The sequence below is a fragment of the Hymenobacter sp. BT18 genome (genome assembly GCF_012273015.1).
Classification (GTDB): domain Bacteria; phylum Bacteroidota; class Bacteroidia; order Cytophagales; family Hymenobacteraceae; genus Hymenobacter; species Hymenobacter lutimineralis.
This window is the reverse complement of record NZ_CP050954.1, coordinates 2269159-2286407: the sequence shown is the minus strand read 5'-3', so window position 1 is coordinate 2286407 and position 17249 is coordinate 2269159. Positions and strand designations below refer to the sequence as shown.

Here is a 17249-nt window from a genome sequence, read left to right as displayed (position 1 = left end):
CACCGACACGAACAGGGCCCACCGGATTTCCGGTGGGCCCTGTTCGTGTCGGTGTACTGCTTTATTCATTGACTTTCACCCGCACGATAGCCGCCGGTGTGGCGGTGGTGCCGAACAGGGTTTTCACGTGCAGCAGCCCAGTGCGGTTGTTAGTCGTGCGGAAAGCCAGCACCTGATCTTTGCTAAGCGCCTCCGTAGCCGTTACCGCGGGAGCAGAAACTGTGTCGAATACAGCGGTGATGCGGGCGCTGGTGGTAAGCTGGTCGAACTGGGTGGGGCTGAGGCTAGTCGTTTTCAAGGCAGTGGCGTTGCGTGTAACCCAGCTGCCGGCCCCCACGGCGTCGGCGGCGGCTAGTACGCTGGCATCCGTGGGTGAGGCCAGGGTCACGGCGCCGCCCGCGGCTGGTACCAAGACTAAATCAACAGAAGCCTGCAAGCCCGGGTTGGCTTTAAGCGGAAACGCTGGGAACACCAATCCGTCGCGGGCAGCTAGGGAGCTGCGGCTGGTGGCATTACGGGCCGCAAACAGGGGGACCTGGTACGGGTGGTAGGTGCGGAGGGAGTCTGGATTATTTACCGTGAGTAGGTACCCGCGGCTGGAAGTTTTACCTTCTGTGTCTACTATCTTGAACGTCCACCGCTCCCGCCCCGAAAGCGTGCGGGCGCTGAAGCGGTGCTGGTAGTAGAAAGCGTCACTACCATTCAGGGATTGGTCGAAGTAGAGAATTTCTGGGGTGTTGCTGCGGGCCGTATCAGCGTCGAAGGGCGTATAGTCAACGGTGATGGTGAAGCGGCTGAGCGAGGCACTTTTCCCGTCGCGGGTATCGGCCACCAGGCGTGTCACCAGGGAGTCGCCGGGGGTATTCAACACCCGGTCGTTGGAAGTAAGGCCCGTGGCCCCGATAAACTCAATGCGCGGACCAGATTCCGGCTCGGGTGCGCAGGAAGCCAGCAACCCACTCAGCAGGAGCCCATAAAAACAAAAACGACTAAGCATAGTGCTGCAAAGGTGGCAGGAAGAAGAGAAACTGCCGTGAAAACTTACGCGTCGGCGCAACGCCCCGTTGTCCTGTGCGACTTTGGCACGCGCCCCGCTACCTTTAACGCGCCTACTCCCGCCGACATTTTACCTCCCACCGCATGAATTTTCGCCTTCTCGGCTTAGCCGTGCTCCTCACCACGGCTAGCCCAGCGCTGGTGCCTGCTCTGGCCCCTGCGGCCGTAGCCCAGCAAAAACAAACCATTACCCTCGAAGACATCTGGCAGAAAGGCACCTTCGCGGCCAAATCAGTGCCGGGCTTCAACTGGATGCGGGACGGCCGCTACTACTCCTCGCTCAGCCAGGGCAACCTGGTGCAGAACGACGTGACCACCGGCCAGCCCGTGCAAACTTTGGTGGCGGCCCAGGACCTGAAGCTACCCGGCCAAAGCCAGCCTTTGCCGGTGGATGGCTACAGCTTCAACGCCGACGAGCAGAAAATTCTGTTCAGCACCGATACCGAGCCAATTTACCGGCGTAGCAGCCAGTCGTACTTCTTCGTGTACGACCGCGCCACCAAAAAGCTGACCCCGTTGAGCCAGGCGCCGGGCAAGCAGCTGTACGCCACGTTTTCGCCCGATGGTAAGCGCGTGGCCTTTGTGCGGGCCAACAACCTGTTTGTAACCGACCTGGCGACCATGCAGGAAACGGCTGTGACGACCGACGGGGCCGAAAACCGCATCCTCAACGGCGGGGCCGACTGGGTCTACGAGGAAGAATTTGACATGTCGCAGGCCTTTAGCTGGTCGCCCGACTCCCGCCAGCTGGCCTACCTGCGCTTTGACGAAAGCCAGGTGCCGGAGTACAACATGCAGAAGTGGGGCCCGCTCTACCCCGCCGACTACCGCTATAAGTACCCAAAGGCCGGCGAAAAAAATTCGGTGGTGACGGCGGCCGTGTACGACGTAGCGGCGGCCCGCACCACAAAGCTGGACGTGGGCACCGAAACCGACCAGTACCTGCCGCGGGTAAGCTGGACGCAGACGCCCAACCTGCTCAGCATCCGCCGCCTCAACCGCCTCCAAAACAAGCTGGAAATACTGCACGCCGACGCGGCCACCGGCAAAACCCGCGTCGTCCTCACCGATACCGACAAGGCCTACGTGGAGCTGACCGACGATTTGCGCTACCTGGCAGGGGGCAAGCAGTTCCTGTTCACGAGCGAAAAGGACGGCTACCGCCATCTTTATCTCTACGATATGAACGGCAAACTGGTGCGCCAGCTCACCAAAGGTGGCTGGGAAATTACCAGCATTGAGGGGGTTGACGAGAAGCAGGGTTTCGTGTACTACACCAGTACCGAAAATGCCTTGCTGCTTCACGGCACCTACTCAGATGTCCATATGGGACTGGTCCAAAACCGGCCTTTGGAGCGCCATCTATATCGTATAAACCTAAAAGGCAAAGAGAAAACCCGGCTGAGCGACGCTACGCGGGGCACCGACGTAGTGAACATGAGCCCCGACTGCCGCTACTATCTCAACTACCATTCCGAGGCCGGCGACCCGCAGGTGGTGAGCTTGCGCACGGGTCAGGATGGTAAGCTGGTGAAGGTACTGGAAGACAACGCCAAGCTCCGCCAGAAGCTCAGCGAGTATACCCTCAGCAAGCTGGAGTTCATGAAAATAGGCCTGAACGGCGCTGTAGGTGGCGACCAGCTGCTGGTGGCTTCCATCCTCAAGCCCGCCAACTTCGACCCGAGCAAGAAGTACCCGGTGCTGATGTACGTGTACGGTGGCCCCGGCTCCCAGACGGTGAAGGACGACGCGGGCGGGGGCATAGCCTTCACCAACTACCTCTGGCACCAGCTGCTGGCTCAGCAGGGCTACATCATTGTGTCGGTGGATAACCGGGGCACTGGGGCCCGGGGCGCGGCTTTTAAGAAAAGCACCTACGCCAACCTGGGCAAGCTCGAAACCGAGGACCAGGCCGCCGCGGCCCGCTTTCTGGGGCAGCTGCCCTACGTTGACAAGAGCCGCATTGGCATCTGGGGCTGGAGCTTTGGGGGGTACATGACGGCCCTGGCCCTCACCAAAAACGCTGACGTGTTTAAGATGGGCATTTCGGTGGCCCCCGTCACCAACTGGCGCTACTACGACACGGTGTACACCGAGCGGTTCCTGAAAACGCCGCAGGAAAACCCCCAGGGCTACGACGACAACTCCCCCGTGCAGCACGCCGACAAGCTGCGCGGCAAGCTGCTGCTGGTGCACGGCACCGGCGACGATAACGTGCACTTTCAAAACTCCACTGCCTTTGTGGATGCCCTGGTGAAAGCCAACAAGGACTTCCAGACGCTGTATTACCCCAACCGCAACCACGGCATTGGGGGCGGCAACACGCGCCTGCACCTCTACCGCCAGATGACCAACTTCGTGCTGCAGAACCTGTAAGGGCCCCGGCCTGACTGGCCGGCCAACGCCCGGTGGTAGCTGCTTTTGGCTACCGCCGGGCGTTTTGTTTTGGCCCCGGGCTCCCGCCTACGGCATACCCAGTTCTGCTGGGCTGCCTGATTCGGGGTCGGTTTGGCTACTCTCTTAAAACCACGTAGGCCTCACCGACGCCTGTTTTCGTCGGCGAAGTCTGCGCAAGGACTAGTCCAACGGCTCGTAAACCGCGTGGTCTTATAGCTTTACCGTTATGCTCTGCGGCTCGGTGAAGAAACGCAGAGCTTCCAGACCGCCCTCGCGGCCCACACCGGAGTTTTTCATGCCGCCGAAGGGCGTACGCAGGTCGCGGTGCAGCCATGTGTTTATCCACACAATGCCGCTGTGCAGGGCGTGGGCCACACGGTGGGCCCGGTTCAGGTCGCGCGTCCAGATGGTGGCGGCCAGGCCGTACTCGGTGCCGTTGGCCCAGGTCAGTACTTCTTCCTCGCTGTCGAATGGAGTGAGCGTAACCACGGGCCCAAAGATTTCCTCCAGGTTGACGCGGCAGTCGGGCGCCAGACCCTCAAATACGGTGGGCTGCAGGAAGTAGCCCCCGGCGCAGCGGCCCGGCACCTGCACGCGCTGCCCACCGGCCAGCAGCCTACCGCCTTCCTGGTGGGCCAGCTCGATATAGCTCAGGACTTTCTGTAGGTGCGCTTCGCTTACCAAAGCACCCTGGCGGCTGGCTTCCTCCTGCGGGTCGCCGACGGTGAGGCTGGCTACGCCCGCCAGAAACTCTTGCTTAAATTGCTCATAGATGGGCCGCTCCACAAAAATGCGCGACCCGCACAGGCAAATCTGGCCCTGGTTGGCAAAGGAGCTACGCAAGCTGGTGCGCACGGCCTCGGCCAGGTCGCAGTCGGCGAAGATGATATTGGGGTTTTTGCCACCCAGCTCCAGGGAAAGCTTCTTGAACAGGGGCGCGGCCGTGCGGGCAATATGCTCCCCGGTTTTGGTGCCGCCCGTAAAGCTGATGGCTTTGATGGTCGGGTGCTCGATGATGGCCTGCCCGGCTGCGGGCCCCGTTCCGTGCACGATGTTGAGTACCCCCGCCGGCAGCCCGGCCTCGATACACAGTTTGCTGAGCAGAAAAGCCGTGTACGGAGTAATTTCCGATGGCTTAGCCACCACGCAGCAGCCCGCCGCCAGGGCCGGCGCAATCTTCCAGGTAAACAGATACAGCGGCAGGTTCCAGGGCGAAATGCAACCCACTACGCCTAGCGGGTGCCGCACCGTGTAGTTGAGGGCCACGCCTTCCTGAAAATGCGTTTCGGAGGCGAAATGTTGGGCCGCCGTGCCGAAAAAGGCGAAGTTGCTGGCCGCGCGCGGAATGTCCACGGTGCGGGCCAGGCTTACGGGCTTGCCGTTGTCCTGGCTTTCGGCCTGGGCCAATGGCTCTAGGTCGCGGGTAATAAGCTCCGAAATGCGCACCAGCAGCTGCCCCCGCTCTTCGGCAGGTAGCTGCCGCCACGCGGGCAAGGCGGCCTCCGCAGCCTGCACGGCCAGGGCCACATCCTGAGCATCCGATTCAGGAATCTGGCTGAATACCTGCCCGGTGGCCGGCTCTATGTTGGGCAGGTAACGGCCAGCCGTCGGCGGCACCAGCTGACCCTGGATGTAGTTCTGGAGCTGTAGCATACGGTGCGAAATGGCGGCTGAAAGAGCCGGAAGTTACGGTACCCGCGTTAGTTCCGGCACGGGAATGTTCGTGTCGGAGATGATGTAGAGCGGCCGGCGGCGCACGTTGGCACTCAGGCGGGCCAGGTATTCCCCAATAATGCCAATGGCAATCAGCTGCACGCCGCCCAGAAACAGGATGCTCACCATCAGCGAAGCCCAGCCGGGTTGGTAGTCGCCCGCAACGAACCGGGCATACAGCGTATAGAGCATGACCAGAAACGCCAGCCCCGAGACCACAAAGCCGCTGACGGTAGCTACTTTCAGGGGCACGTCGGAAAAGCCCGTGATGCCATCCAGCGCCAGCCGAATCATCTTGCGGTAGGTATAGCCGGTTTCGCCCCCGGCCCGTTCGGCGCGGTCGTACTCCACGTAGGTTTGCCGGTAGCCAATCCACGAAATCTGACCGCGGATAAACTTGTTCTGCTCCGGCATCTGCTTGAGGGCATCTACCACCTTGCGCGACACGATGCGGAAGTCGCCGGTATCGACGGGAATGGAAATGTGCGTGATGCTGGCCAGAATACGGTAGAACAGCTTGGCGGTAAACTTCTTGGCGGCGCTTTCTCCTTGCCGGGACCGGCGCTTGGCGTACACCACCTCAAAGCCCTGCTGCAGCTTGTGGTAGAGCTGCGGAATGAGCTCCGGCGGGTCCTGCAAGTCAGCATCAATGATAACCACGGCCTCGCCCGTCGACAAGTCGAGGCCCGCCGTGACGGCAATCTGGTGCCCAAAGTTGCGGCTGAAGTTGATGTATCGCACGTCGGTTTCGCGGGCCGCCAGGTCCTGAATGAGCTCCAGCGACCGGTCCCGCGAGCCGTCGTTGATAAAGATATACTCGCAGCGCAGGTGCATGGCGTCCAGCACCGAGCGCAGGCGCGCGTAGAGGGTAGGAATGTTGACTTCCTCGTTGTAGATGGGAATAATGACGGACAGATCCACGGCGCGAAAGGTAGAGTCGGAGAAGATTAGGCGGGTTTGCGGGCTACGGCAAACGTGCTGACACCCAGCGGAAAGCTAAGCTTCCGCAGCCAGCGGTTCTCAGCTTTCAGCAGGCTAAACAAAGCTTTGTTAGCCGGGACTGACAGCTGCCGCAGGTCGCCGGCTCCTGCGCTGGCCAGGCCGGCGGCGTGCAGGGTGCGCTGCAGGCGGCGCAGTACGGCGGTAGGAAAGAACAGGAGAAAGTTCCAGTAGGAGGCCCGCTCTATCTGCCAGCCGGTGCGCTGCATCACCTGGCGCAGGCCCGCCAAGGTGTAGCGGCGGAAATGGTGGTTTACTTCGTCGTGGCGGCTCCACAGAAACTGGTAAGCCGGCACAAACACAATAATGCGGCCGCCAGGCCGTAGCACGCGGCACCATTCGCGCAGTGCGGCTTCCTCGTCTTCAATGTGCTCCAGCACATCGGAGGCCACCACCAGATCGAAGGAGTTATCGGCGAAATCCAGGCGGGCCCCGTCCATCACCATCACCTGCTCAAAGCCGCGGGCTTGGGCTACCGCAATGGCTTTGTCGCTTACGTCGATGCCCGTGAGGTGCTGGTAGCCGGCGGCCTTCAGCGCGAGCAGCAAGGGGCCGCCCGAGCACCCGATTTCCAGGATGTCGGCCGTGGGCGGAAGCTGCAGCTGCTGAATCTGCTCAAATACGATGTGTCGCCGGCCCGCAAACCACCAGTGCTGCTCTTCCAGCTGATGATACCGGGCTTCGTAAGTAATATCCATAAGCGGCCTAAAGATACAAGAATGGGGCGGTGCCCGCCTAAGGCCGACTGCCAGAAGCTGCCTCCGGGCCCAAGGGGTAGTTGTTGAGCACCACCTGCCGGGTGGGAGCGGTAGCCCGGTAGAAATACACGTCGGTGTCGAGCGGGCGGATGAGCAGGTCGTCGGCGACTAGGTCGCGGTTTTCGTAGAGCACCTCAACCTCGGCCTGCGGGTCGCGCACCTGCAGATGCACGGTAGCGCGCACCCAGTCGCCCACAATTTCGGTGCTGTGGCTGGTGTCCGTCACTTGGTGGTCAATCTGCTCACCCTTAGCATTGTACTGCTTCACCTGCAGGTTACCCAGACCGTACCCCGTCCGGGCATTTATCCACACGGATACTTCGTAGCGCCCCGTATCCGCCGCCGACCTCGTAAGCGGGCCCCGGTACAGCTGGGCAAACCCATCGGGCGAGGTAAAGGCGCCAGGGGAGAGGAATGCCCTTGTAGCTGTACGGTCAGCAAAGGAAGCGCGGATAACGGGTTTGCGGGTGGTGCGCAGGGTGCCCGTTGGACCGGGTAGCAGCGTGGGCCGCCGCTGGGCAAATAAGCGCAGCTGCCGCGCGTGCACCGTCGCGGCCAAGGAGTCGAGCGGCAACTCGTAGAGCACGGCGTAAGCATCTTCGTAGAGCTTGCGGGCCCGGTTTACAAGCTGCTGCTCGTTGTATTGCAGGGCGTCGTGGCTGGTGACAAGCAGTACCGGCTTGCGAGAGGGCAGGGCCCGGACCAGTGGCTTATCCACGAAGTTGGTGCTGACCAGCTGCACCAGCCGTAGCGTGTGGCCTACCGAAGCCCGGGCCATATGGCTGGCCAGCAGGGGCAACTGGGTATTTAGGGAAGCCTTTTCGCTTTCATACTGCGCGTTGGCGCTGTTGGCGAAGGAGAGCTTGTCGGTGCCGATGTTGAAGTAGGGTAGGGGCAGAATAGCCTGAAACTCCTCAGCTTTTCGACCTACGCTTAGCAGCTTATCCCGGTAGCTGCCCGTTTCCGATACAAAGTCTGACACCCCGCGCATCTGCTGGATCTGCTGGCCTTTCGTGGAAATCTGGATGCCCGCTTCCAAGCCCCAGAACAGGAGCATCACCCCGAGGAGGGTGCGCCCCACACCCGCGGCCCTATGCTGGGCCAAATAGCGGTACAGCTGGTAGCCGAAATACGCGGTGTAAAGGGAGAAAACGTAATAGAATACCCAGGCAAATCGGCCCAGGGAGCGGAACTGCTTGAGCGGCCCCAGGCGCTCCAACAGCCACTCGCCCCCGGGCAGGCGAAAAGGCAGCGCCATGGACAGCAGTAGCAGCAGAATAGCTGCCCACAGGCTGGTACGAAAGGCCACGGGCGCTATAGGCCGTAGCACCTGCCGCCACCTCCCTTTCCCAAGCAGACGCCCCGTGCGCAGCAGCAGCAGCAGCGCCACGATGGTAGCCACCAGCCCCACGTAGGCAAAGCCTTCCCAGGTAGGCTCTGGGGTGTGCAGAACAGCGCGAATAGCTTCACGTAGGGGACTTACTGTAGGCAGGAAGACCGTAAAAGGGCTGGCCGTGTACACGAAAAAGCCATAGGGGTTTGCGGGCCGGTCGGTGAGGGGGTCCGTCAGCCAGAGCCACCCGCGAAACAGCAGCAGCGGGAGCAGGGCCGTAACCGCCCAACGCATAACGGTGGGCCACACGGGCTGCCGCTGCCGTTCCTGCAGGGCCCACACCAGGGCGTAGGCCAGCAGAAACAGCGCGCCCACCAGCAGGAAGTAGGTGTGCAGCAAACCGCCCAGCAGGCTTACCACCCCATACAGCACCGGCCACAGCCAGCGGCGCGGGGCTGCCTGCATCCGCAGCAGCAGGTACCACAGCATGGGCACCAGCACCGTGTAGCCCATGGAGCCGTGCGAGTCCAGGCGCTCCAATTGGGGGGCCATAAAGGCAATGCAAAGCGCTACCGCCGCCGCGTAGAGGCGGGGCAGTCGCAGGCGGCGCGCAATGGCAAACAGCATCAGGGGCGTGAGCCAGAGCAGCAGCAGGGTAAAGCAGTTCAGAATGCCGATAACGTGGCCTTCCACGGGCACGCCATGATGCTGGAGCCAGCTGAGCGGGTACGCCAGCAGAGGCTGCATATCAGGGAAGTTGATATGCTCCCCATAGGGGTAGTTCATGCCCGTAAAGCGCAGCCCTACGTTGTACTTGACATAATACAGGATGATGTAATAGGCCCGGATAGCGTCGCCGGCATTGCCGAAGAAATACTCGTTCGGGTGCCAGACCACGCGGCCGAAGCTCAAAGCTAGCACCAGGGCACTGGCTGCCAACAGCAGGACGCGGACGCCTTTATCCGTCGAAAACAGGGGGGACTTCACGCGGGTAATGCTTAAAATACGATGCAGATTATTTGCCCAGCAGTCCGTAGCGCAGAATGCAGTAGATGGCCCGGAACCCGTCGCGCCAGCCTATTTTTTTACCCTCGGCGTAGGTGCGGCCGTAGTAGCTGATGCCCACTTCATAGATGCGGATGCCAGGAATCCGGGCTACTTTGGCCGTCACCTCCGGCTCAAAGCCAAAGCGCTTTTCCTCCAGGGCCAGGCCCTGAATAATGTCGCGCCGGAACAGTTTGTAGCACGTTTCCATATCCGTCAGGTTCAGGTCGGTGAACATGTTGGACAAGAAGGTAAGCACCTTGTTGCCGATGCTGTGCCAGAAAAACAGAATGCGGTGGGGGTTGCCGCCCATGAAGCGCGACCCGAACACCACGTCGGCAAAACCTTTCAAAATAGGCTTGAACATGATGTTGTATTCCTCGGGGTCGTATTCCAGGTCGGCGTCCTGGATGATGACATAGTCGCCGGTAGCTTCCCGAATGCCGGTGTGCAGGGCCGCGCCCTTACCTTGGTTTACAGCGTGGTGCAGGATACGCAGGTCGAGTTCGGGATACTGGGCCGCGTAAGTGGCCAGAGCTTCCGCCGAGGCATCCGTCGAGCAGTCGTTGACGAGAATAATTTCCTTCCGAATGCCCTGAATCAACTCCAGCACGCGCAGCCGGTCCAGAATCTGGTGAATGGTGCGCGCCTCGTTGTACACCGGGACGACTATAGAAAGGGTATCGAACTTAACCAATGAATGAGCGAGTAAATGAGTAAATGGCTGTAAGGCTAGAGCCGCTGGGAGGCGGAACGGTTGTATGATCCGGCAGTCGGGCATCCGGCAAAGTCCCATTTGCACCTGCTGATCCCAGCACTTTTCTAACCGGTGTGCCTACCGGAAAGGCAGTTACAGACTACTGGTGCGCCCGCCGTCTACCGGCACGTTGATGCCATTGATGTAGGCAGCCGCCGGGGAAGCCAGAAACGCCACGGCAGCGCCTACTTCAGCAGCCAGCCCGAACCGCCCGGCCGGTATCAGTCGCAGCATGCCAGCTTCCACCTGCTCGGTGGTTTGGCCAGTTTGGGCAGTCTTTTTCTCGATGAGGGAGGTATGCCGCTGGGTAAGCGTAGCGCCGGGCAGCACGTTGTTTACCGTAATGCCGGCCGGGCCCAGCTCATTGGCCAGCGTTTTAGCCCAGTTGCCCACGGCCCCCCGAATGGTGTTGCTCACGCCCAGCCCCGGCAAAGGCTGCTTCACGGAGGTGCTGATAATATTGATGATGCGGCCCCGCCCGCGCTGCTGCATCCCGGGTACCACGGCCTGCGCCAACAGCTGGTTGCACACCACGTGTTGCTCAAATGCCGCCCGCAGCGCATCTACCGAGGCTTCGAGCAGCGGTCCGCCCGCCGGGCCGCCGGTGTTGTTCACCAGAATATCAATGCCAGCGGGGTTGGCGGCCAGGTAAGCGGCCACGCGCTGCTGCACTTGCACGGGCTGGGTGTAGTCGGCTACGAGGTAGGTGTGGGTCTGGCCGACGGGCGTGGGCAGCGCCGCCGCTACCTCCTGCAGCCGGGCTTCGTTGCGGGCCAGCAGCACTACGGTGGCCCCCAGACGGGCCAGCTCTTCGGCCACGGCCTGCCCAATGCCTTGGGTACTACCGCCCACCAGGGCATACTGCGAAGTGAGAGAAAGATTCACGGAAACAAGAGCTAAGCGAACCGAAAGGTAGAAACTTAAGGCCGTAGGCAGAAAATTGCCGGGGCAATTCCGTACTTAGACCGGCCAGCGGACGTACCGCAGGCCGGGGTAGCTGCCGGTAGCCGCCCCTCGTTGTACCCTCTACCGTTGCCGCTATGCCCGTCGCCCGCCCGTTCAACTTTCAGCAGTGGATTGAAGAGCACCGTCACTTATTGAAGCCCCCGGTGGGCAATCAGCAGGTATTTAAAGACAACAAAGACTTTATTGTGATGGTGGTGGGCGGCCCCAATGCCCGCAAGGACTACCACGTAGACGAAGGCGAAGAGTTGTTCCTGCAGCTGGAAGGTGACATAGTGGTGAAGATCATCGAAGACGGCAAGCCGGTTGATATCGAGATAAAAGCGGGGAGCATGTTTCTGCTGCCGCCCGGCGTGCCCCACTCCCCGCGCCGCCCGGCCGGCACGGTAGGCCTCGTGCTGGAGCGGTACCGCTCCGCGGGTGAGCTGGATGGCTTCCAGTGGTACTGCGAAAACTGCGGACACAAGCTCTACGAGGAGTACGCCGAAATCACGGACATCGTGGCCCAGCTGCCGCCTATTATGAACCGCTTCTGGCAGGATGAGCAAAAGCGCACCTGCCAGAACTGTTGTACCGTCATGGAAAGACCACAGATTGTGACGGATGAAAGGACGGATGGAACGGACCGTGGATGAAACGGATGAAAGGACGGATGGAGACGGATAAGCAAGAGGCGCTTTAGAGTTGGAGCAACAACCTTGTCACTAGCATGATCAATCTGGCGGATTATGATGCGCTTACGCATCAGATTATCGGGTGTGCTATGCGCGTGCAGCGGACAATGAGTAGTGGTTTTCCGGAGGTTATCTATCAGCGGGCATTACAGATTGAACTGCAGAAACAGGGCATTGCTAGTGAGCGGGAGGTGGAATTGTCTGTCTATTATCAGGGCGAGAAAGTAGGGGCACGCCGCGCCGATTTTCTGGTAGATAGTCGGGTGTTGGTTGAGCTGAAAGCTGTTGCGGCTCTTACCAGTGCCCACCAAGCACAGCTATTAGGCTACCTTGAAGCCTTCCGGATTCAGGTAGGGCTGCTCCTGAACTTTGGAGCTATCCGCCTGGAATACAAGCGCCTGCTCAAAAATAAGCCAATCCCCTAGCTTCCAGCTGCCGCCGACCCCATCCGTTTGATCCGTCTCATATCCGTTTGATCCGCGGTCCGTTTCATCCATCCTTTCATCCGTTTGATCCGCGGTCTGTTTCATCCGTCTCCCCATCCGTCAACATCTGTGGTCATCGATATTCATACCCACATTCTGCCCGAAACCTGGCCCAACTTGCGGGAGCGGTACGGCTATGGCGGCTTCGTGCGGCTCGAGCATCACAAGCCCTGCTGCGCCCGCATGATGCAGGACGACAAGTTCTTCCGCGAAATTCAGGACAACTGCTGGGACCCTCAGGTGCGGATGCGCGAGTACGACCAGTTGGGCGTGCAGGTACAGGTGCTCAGCACCGTGCCTGTTATGTTCAGCTACTGGGCTAAGCCGCTCGATACCCTGGACCTGAGCTGCCTGCTCAACGACCACATTGCCGACGTGGTGCGGCGCTACCCCACGCGCTTTGTGGGGTTGGGCACTTTACCTATGCAGGCCCCTGATCTGGCGGTTCGGGAGTTGGAGCGCTGTGTGAAGGAGCTGGGCCTGGCCGGCGTGCAGATCGGCTCCCACATCAACGACTGGAACCTGGATGCGCCCCAGCTATTCGAGGTGTTTGCGGCGGCCGAGGAGCTGGGCGCTTGCGTATTCATCCACCCCTGGGACATGATGGGCCAGCAGAAAATGCCCAAGTACTGGTTGCCCTGGCTGGTGGGAATGCCCGCCGAAAGTACCCTGGCCCTCTGCTCGTTAGTGTTTGGCGGAGTGCTGGAGCGGCTGCCGCGCCTGCGCGTAGCGGTGGCCCACGGCGGCGGCACCTTTGCCAGCACCATTGGTCGCATCGAGCACGGCTGGCAGGTGCGCCCCGACCTCTGCGCCGTCGACAACCCAGTGAACCCGCGTGAGTACCTGGGCCGGTTCTGGGTAGATTCCTTGGTGCACGACCCGCTGATGCTGGACTACCTGGTGAAAACCCTGGGCGCCGATAAAATTACGCTGGGCACCGATTACCCCTTTCCCCTGGGCGAACAGGTGCCCGGGCAGCTGATTAACGCCATGCCTTTCTCCGACGAGGTAAAGGCCCGGATGCTGGGCCAGAACGCCCTGGACTGGCTGGGTTTGCCAAGCACGCACTTTGCCTCGCACGCTCACGGCCATCTGTGTCGGTAATGCAGGAGGTGGTGGCGTAGGCTAGGAAGGAAGGAAAGGGGGAAGTAGCTTGCACCCGCGTAGTACCACGCCGATACCCTTACCTGCTATATTGAATCCTTACGTGAACGACGCCCCTGCTTTCAACCAGCGCCTATTGCGCCTGTTGCGTCAACTAACCTCCCTGGGTAGCCTGCTCATATTGTTGAGTGCCTGCCAGGTTCGGGAGCAGGAGCGCTGCGTGCTGCTCGACGCTGACTTTGAGCAGTTTGAGGCCTGGGGTGCCCCCATTCCGCCTTTCCTGACGAAGGAGCAGGCACATTCCGGCCATTATTCCTTTCGGCTGCCGCAGGGGGCTGAGTATGGCGGGAACTACGTGACTACGCTCGGGAAATGCGCCACCGTGCCGCGCCGGCTGCGCCTGAGCGGTTGGGTGTACCTGCCCAACGGGCGCATACGGTCTACCGTGCTGGTAGTGCAGGTGTTGTGCCACGGCCGCCGCCCCGATGTGTGGGAAGGCCTGGAGCTTTCTGAGAAAGTGAAGCGCTACCAGACCTGGGAATCGGTGGAGAAATACATTCGCCTGCCCGAAGACCTGAACGCCTCCGATGAGTTGAAAGTGTACGTGTGGCATGCCGACCCCAATGGGGAAATCATCCTGTTCGACGACCTGAAAGTGGAAGGGTGGCAGTAGCCCATTATATGAGGAGTAGAACGCAGCCCGGCTGCCGCTTATGTATAGTCCCGTGCCCGATTCTGTAGCGCCGCTTCCTGGTTTTATTGTCCGCTACCGCAACGTGTGGGTGGTAGGGCTGCACGTGCTGCTGCTGGCTTGCCTTACCTCGGCGCTGTACGCTTTCGGCATTATCCGCTACCTGCCTTCCAACGACACCCTGTTTCGCTGGGACGTCATCTGGTACAACCAGATCCGGGAGAGTGGCTACGTCTATTCCGAGACGCAAATGAGCAACGCGGCCTTCTTCCCAATGCTGCCCTACGTGTGGCGGCTTTCGGGGCTGTGGCTGCTGGGCATGAGCCTCCTGAATGCCAGCTTGTTTCTGGCCGCCTCGGCCTGGCTGGCGCACCAGCTGCGCTTGCCGCCCCGCCTGCAGCTGCTGTTGCTTTCCACGCCCTCGTTGCTGTTCATGGTGGTGCCGTACACGGAGGCCCTCTTCTTTGTGTTCAGTACGCTGCTGGTGCTGGGCCTACGGCGGCGGCGACTCTGGTGGTGGCTGCTCGGGCTGCTGGGGTGCGGACTCACACGCTCGGCCAGCACCATGTTTACCCCGGCATTGGTGTTTATGGTCTTCATGTGGGCCATGCAGCCCGGTCAGCGCAAAACAGCCATAGTCTGGGGCGCTTCGGGATTGGGAGCTTTGCTGCTTTCGATAGGCCTGGTAGCCACCACGCAGTGGTACCAGACGGGGGAGCCCCTCGGGTTTATCCGGGCCCAGAAACACTGGGGCCACACCCTGCGCGCGCTCAACTTCCCCTTCAGCGACCCATCCGGCATTGACGTGCTCTGGCTGGATGCCCAGGCCCTGTGGCTGGGGGTAGCCGCCGCGGGGCTCTGCACCTGGCTGGCCTGGCGCTGGCTGCTGCAGTGGCGGCAACAACGAGCCTTCCCGATACTGGCTCCCGAGGTAATCTTCGCGCTGGGCTACTGCGTGGGCGTTACACTGTTCATTTTGTCTTACCAGGGCGGCAGCCTTTGGAACATCGGCCGCTACATCTTTGCCACGCCCTTCTTCGTGGTGCTGGTGGCGTACCAGGCATCCCTGCCTGCTTGGCCCTGGCGCCGCTACCTGCTTATAGCCGCAGGCACTATGCTCTTCTGGCAGGTGTTCGGCATCTATTCCCTTAACTTCGACACCTTTAGCACGGGGCAGGCTATTTGGTATTTCGGTCTCGTCACGGCTTATTTGGTAGCGTACCTAGCGTGGCGGCAGCTGCGGTGGCAGCGCGAAATCACCATGCTGCTGTACGTTTTCAACCTGGTAATGCTTTTACACATGCTGGAAGGTTGGCTGCAGTACTACGTAGTGCAGTAGCTCTTTTTCTGTTGATATACAGTTTGATACAGTTGAGGCGCTCCGTCGAAATGCTCCTGAAACCTTGGTCTTATTTCGGGCTGTGCCGTAACGTGTTGGTTGCCGGGCTGCTGGGACTGGTAGCGTGCGAGCCGGTGCCAGGCACGGTCATCCTGCAGGATGATTTTGAGCAGGCGGGAGCGGCCGTACCCCGGCCCCCGGAAATCAGCTCGGAAAGCGCGCATTCCGGCTCCTTCTCCTACAAAGTGGCGCTGGCCTCCGCCTATGGCCCCAGCTGGCAGGCTACCTGGGACGCGGCCGGTCAGCCAAAGAAGTTGCGCGTGAAAGCCTGGCTGAACCTGCCCGGCAACCGACAGAAAACGGCCGTTGTCGTGGAAGTGGCGCGCAACGGCGCCACCCGGTACTGGCGCACGCTCAGCGTCAACGAGGTAGTGAAACGCTTTCACCAGTGGGAGCTGGTTTGGAAGACCTTTGTGCTCCCGCGCGACATAGGCCCCGACGATACAATCAAAGTGTACCTGTGGCAGGCGGGGGAGCGACAAATCCTGTATGTCGACGACTGGACCATTGAAAAAGTAGCTCCTTGATGGCACTTTCCCAGATTCGGCTTGCCTTGGCTGCCGGCCCCAACTCAGCCTGGTACGCCCGGGCACAGCAAGCCCAGCTTTTCCCGCTGATAGTTCACGTGCTGTTGCTGGTAGGCGTGTATGCCGGGCTCTACTGCTTTGGGTTTGTCCATCACCTGCCCACAGCCGACCGGCTGCTCAGCTGGGACGCGGGCATTTACCAGCGAGTAGCGGCCGCCGGGTACGACGACCCCACGCAGGGGAAAAGTGCTTTCTTCCCCCTATATCCCTATTTGTGGCGTGTTCTCCACCTGGGGCCGGTTGGCATGAGCCTTTTTCTGGCGGGCTGTGCGCTGTTGGGGGCAGCCGTGCTGGCCCGCACGTTTCGGCTAACGGGCCGCCAGACCGTGCTGCTGGTTTCGGCACCGGCTATGGTATTTACCTGGGTGCCGTACAGTGAAGGACTGTTTTACCTGTGGGCGGCGCTGCTGCTCTGTGGCATGCACCGTCGCAACCTGTCCCTTACCCTGGTGGCTCTACTGCTGTGCTGCCTTACGCGTGCTGCCGCCACGCTGTTTGTGCCGGCCTACCTGTTTGCGGAGCTACTGACCTGGAACCAGGGTGGCACGCGGAAGTGGCTGAGCCTATGGGGGGGGCTTGCTTACCATGGCTGCCGCCATGGCCCTCGTGATGCTGGTCTTGCACACCCAAACAGGCGACGCCCTGGCTTTTTATCATGTGCAGGCGCAGTGGGAGCATATTATGCGCCTGCCCGTTTTTCCCCTGCATAGTACCGCCGGTATCGATGTGCTGTGGCTTGATGCCGTGGCGCTGCTGATAGCCTGGCTTTCCACGGTGGCCTGCCTGCTGCTAGGCAGTTGGTGGCTGGTGCGGCTGCTGGGCATAGTCCGGACCGCGCCGCCCGCGCTGTCGAAGGCGGTGCTGTTTTCCCTGGGCTACGCCGCCGGCACGGGTGCCTACCTGCTGCTGTACCAGGGTGGCGACCTGGCTAACAGCAACCGGTATATACTGGCTACCCCATTTGCGGGGGTGCTGCTGTGGCAGCTGTGGCAGCTGGTGCCCCGTGCGCGTTGGCGGGCGGTGTTTGTTGGCGCCGTGGGGAGCCTGGCTGTTGCCCTGGCGCTGGGGTTTCCGTTTCGCTTCGAAAACTTCCTGCCTTACGAGGCCACTTGGTACTTTGGTCTATACGCGGCTTATGTGCTGGCCTTTCTTTTCGTCGTCAAAGAAACCAGCCCCTGGTACCGCGAAATAGCCACCGGACTGTACATACTCAACTTGGTCATGCTGGCTCATTTACTGGATTTGTTTCTGGAATTCAGCTGGATTGGCTAGATCAGCTTTTCCCTCGG

At 60.8% G+C, this 17249-nt stretch carries 16 protein-coding genes; 9 read left to right on the top strand and 7 right to left on the bottom strand.

What is annotated here, in order from left to right; genetic code table 11:
- Positions 1-61: 61 nt before the first annotated feature.
- On the bottom strand, positions 62-997 hold the full coding sequence (locus HER32_RS09605) for a hypothetical protein (RefSeq protein WP_168681721.1): 936 nt from the start codon (positions 995-997) through the stop codon (positions 62-64).
- Between the two features lie 143 nt (positions 998-1140).
- Here HER32_RS09605 and HER32_RS09600 point away from each other — a divergent pair, with 143 nt between their 5' ends.
- Positions 1141-3432 (top strand): S9 family peptidase, encoded by a 2292-nt coding sequence (locus HER32_RS09600; RefSeq protein WP_168681720.1) that lies wholly within the window; start codon positions 1141-1143, stop codon positions 3430-3432.
- A 231-nt stretch (positions 3433-3663) separates the two neighbouring features.
- On the opposite strand, the gene HER32_RS09595 is transcribed toward HER32_RS09600, so the two are convergent.
- The 6 genes from HER32_RS09595 to HER32_RS09570 all read right to left on the bottom strand — a co-directional run bounded on the left by HER32_RS09595 (position 3664) and on the right by HER32_RS09570 (position 10942).
- Entirely contained in the window at positions 3664-5106 is a 1443-nt protein-coding gene (locus HER32_RS09595; RefSeq protein WP_168681719.1) for an aldehyde dehydrogenase, read from the bottom strand.
- A gap of 33 nt (positions 5107-5139) precedes the next feature.
- Entirely contained in the window at positions 5140-6087 is a 948-nt protein-coding gene (locus tag HER32_RS09590; protein ID WP_149071205.1) for a glycosyltransferase family 2 protein, read from the bottom strand.
- Between the two features lie 26 nt (positions 6088-6113).
- The gene (locus tag HER32_RS09585; protein ID WP_168681718.1) at positions 6114-6863 is read right to left on the bottom strand and encodes a class I SAM-dependent methyltransferase; all 750 of its coding nucleotides are present in this window, start codon (positions 6861-6863) and stop codon (positions 6114-6116) included.
- A 37-nt stretch (positions 6864-6900) separates the two neighbouring features.
- Entirely contained in the window at positions 6901-9243 is a 2343-nt protein-coding gene (locus tag HER32_RS09580) for a hypothetical protein (protein ID WP_168681717.1), read from the bottom strand.
- Between the two features lie 28 nt (positions 9244-9271).
- Positions 9272-9997 carry a glycosyltransferase family 2 protein gene (locus tag HER32_RS09575; protein ID WP_232066465.1) on the bottom strand — a complete coding sequence of 242 codons (726 nt, stop codon included), beginning with the start codon at positions 9995-9997 and terminating at the stop codon, positions 9272-9274.
- Between the two features lie 153 nt (positions 9998-10150).
- A complete protein-coding gene (locus tag HER32_RS09570) occupies positions 10151-10942 on the bottom strand; it encodes an SDR family oxidoreductase (RefSeq protein ID WP_168681715.1) in 792 nt (263 codons plus the stop codon).
- Between the two features lie 155 nt (positions 10943-11097).
- On the opposite strand from HER32_RS09570, the gene HER32_RS09565 reads away from it, so the two are divergent.
- The 8 genes from HER32_RS09565 to HER32_RS09530 all read left to right on the top strand — a co-directional run bounded on the left by HER32_RS09565 (position 11098) and on the right by HER32_RS09530 (position 17232).
- On the top strand, positions 11098-11655 hold the full coding sequence (locus HER32_RS09565; RefSeq protein ID WP_168681714.1) for a 3-hydroxyanthranilate 3,4-dioxygenase: 558 nt from the start codon (positions 11098-11100) through the stop codon (positions 11653-11655).
- Positions 11656-11729: 74 nt separating this feature from the next.
- On the top strand, positions 11730-12119 hold the full coding sequence (locus HER32_RS09560; RefSeq protein ID WP_168681713.1) for a GxxExxY protein: 390 nt from the start codon (positions 11730-11732) through the stop codon (positions 12117-12119).
- Positions 12120-12248: 129 nt separating this feature from the next.
- Positions 12249-13283 carry an amidohydrolase family protein gene (locus HER32_RS09555; protein WP_168681712.1) on the top strand — a complete coding sequence of 345 codons (1035 nt, stop codon included), beginning with the start codon at positions 12249-12251 and terminating at the stop codon, positions 13281-13283.
- A 91-nt stretch (positions 13284-13374) separates the two neighbouring features.
- On the top strand, positions 13375-13956 hold the full coding sequence (locus tag HER32_RS09550; RefSeq protein WP_168681711.1) for a hypothetical protein: 582 nt from the start codon (positions 13375-13377) through the stop codon (positions 13954-13956).
- Between the two features lie 52 nt (positions 13957-14008).
- Positions 14009-15313, top strand: coding sequence for a hypothetical protein (locus HER32_RS09545; RefSeq protein WP_168681710.1), 1305 nt, complete (start codon positions 14009-14011; stop codon positions 15311-15313).
- 50 nt (positions 15314-15363) lie between these two features.
- Complete coding sequence (locus tag HER32_RS09540; protein WP_168681709.1) at positions 15364-15900, top strand: hypothetical protein; 537 nt, start codon at positions 15364-15366, stop codon at positions 15898-15900.
- A complete protein-coding gene (locus HER32_RS09535) occupies positions 15900-16670 on the top strand; it encodes a hypothetical protein (protein ID WP_168681708.1) in 771 nt (256 codons plus the stop codon). The genes HER32_RS09540 and HER32_RS09535 overlap by 1 nt, the downstream gene beginning before the upstream one ends.
- On the top strand, positions 16642-17232 hold the full coding sequence (locus HER32_RS09530; protein WP_168681707.1) for a hypothetical protein: 591 nt from the start codon (positions 16642-16644) through the stop codon (positions 17230-17232). The genes HER32_RS09535 and HER32_RS09530 overlap by 29 nt, the downstream gene beginning before the upstream one ends.
- The last annotated feature ends 17 nt before the right edge of the window (positions 17233-17249 follow it).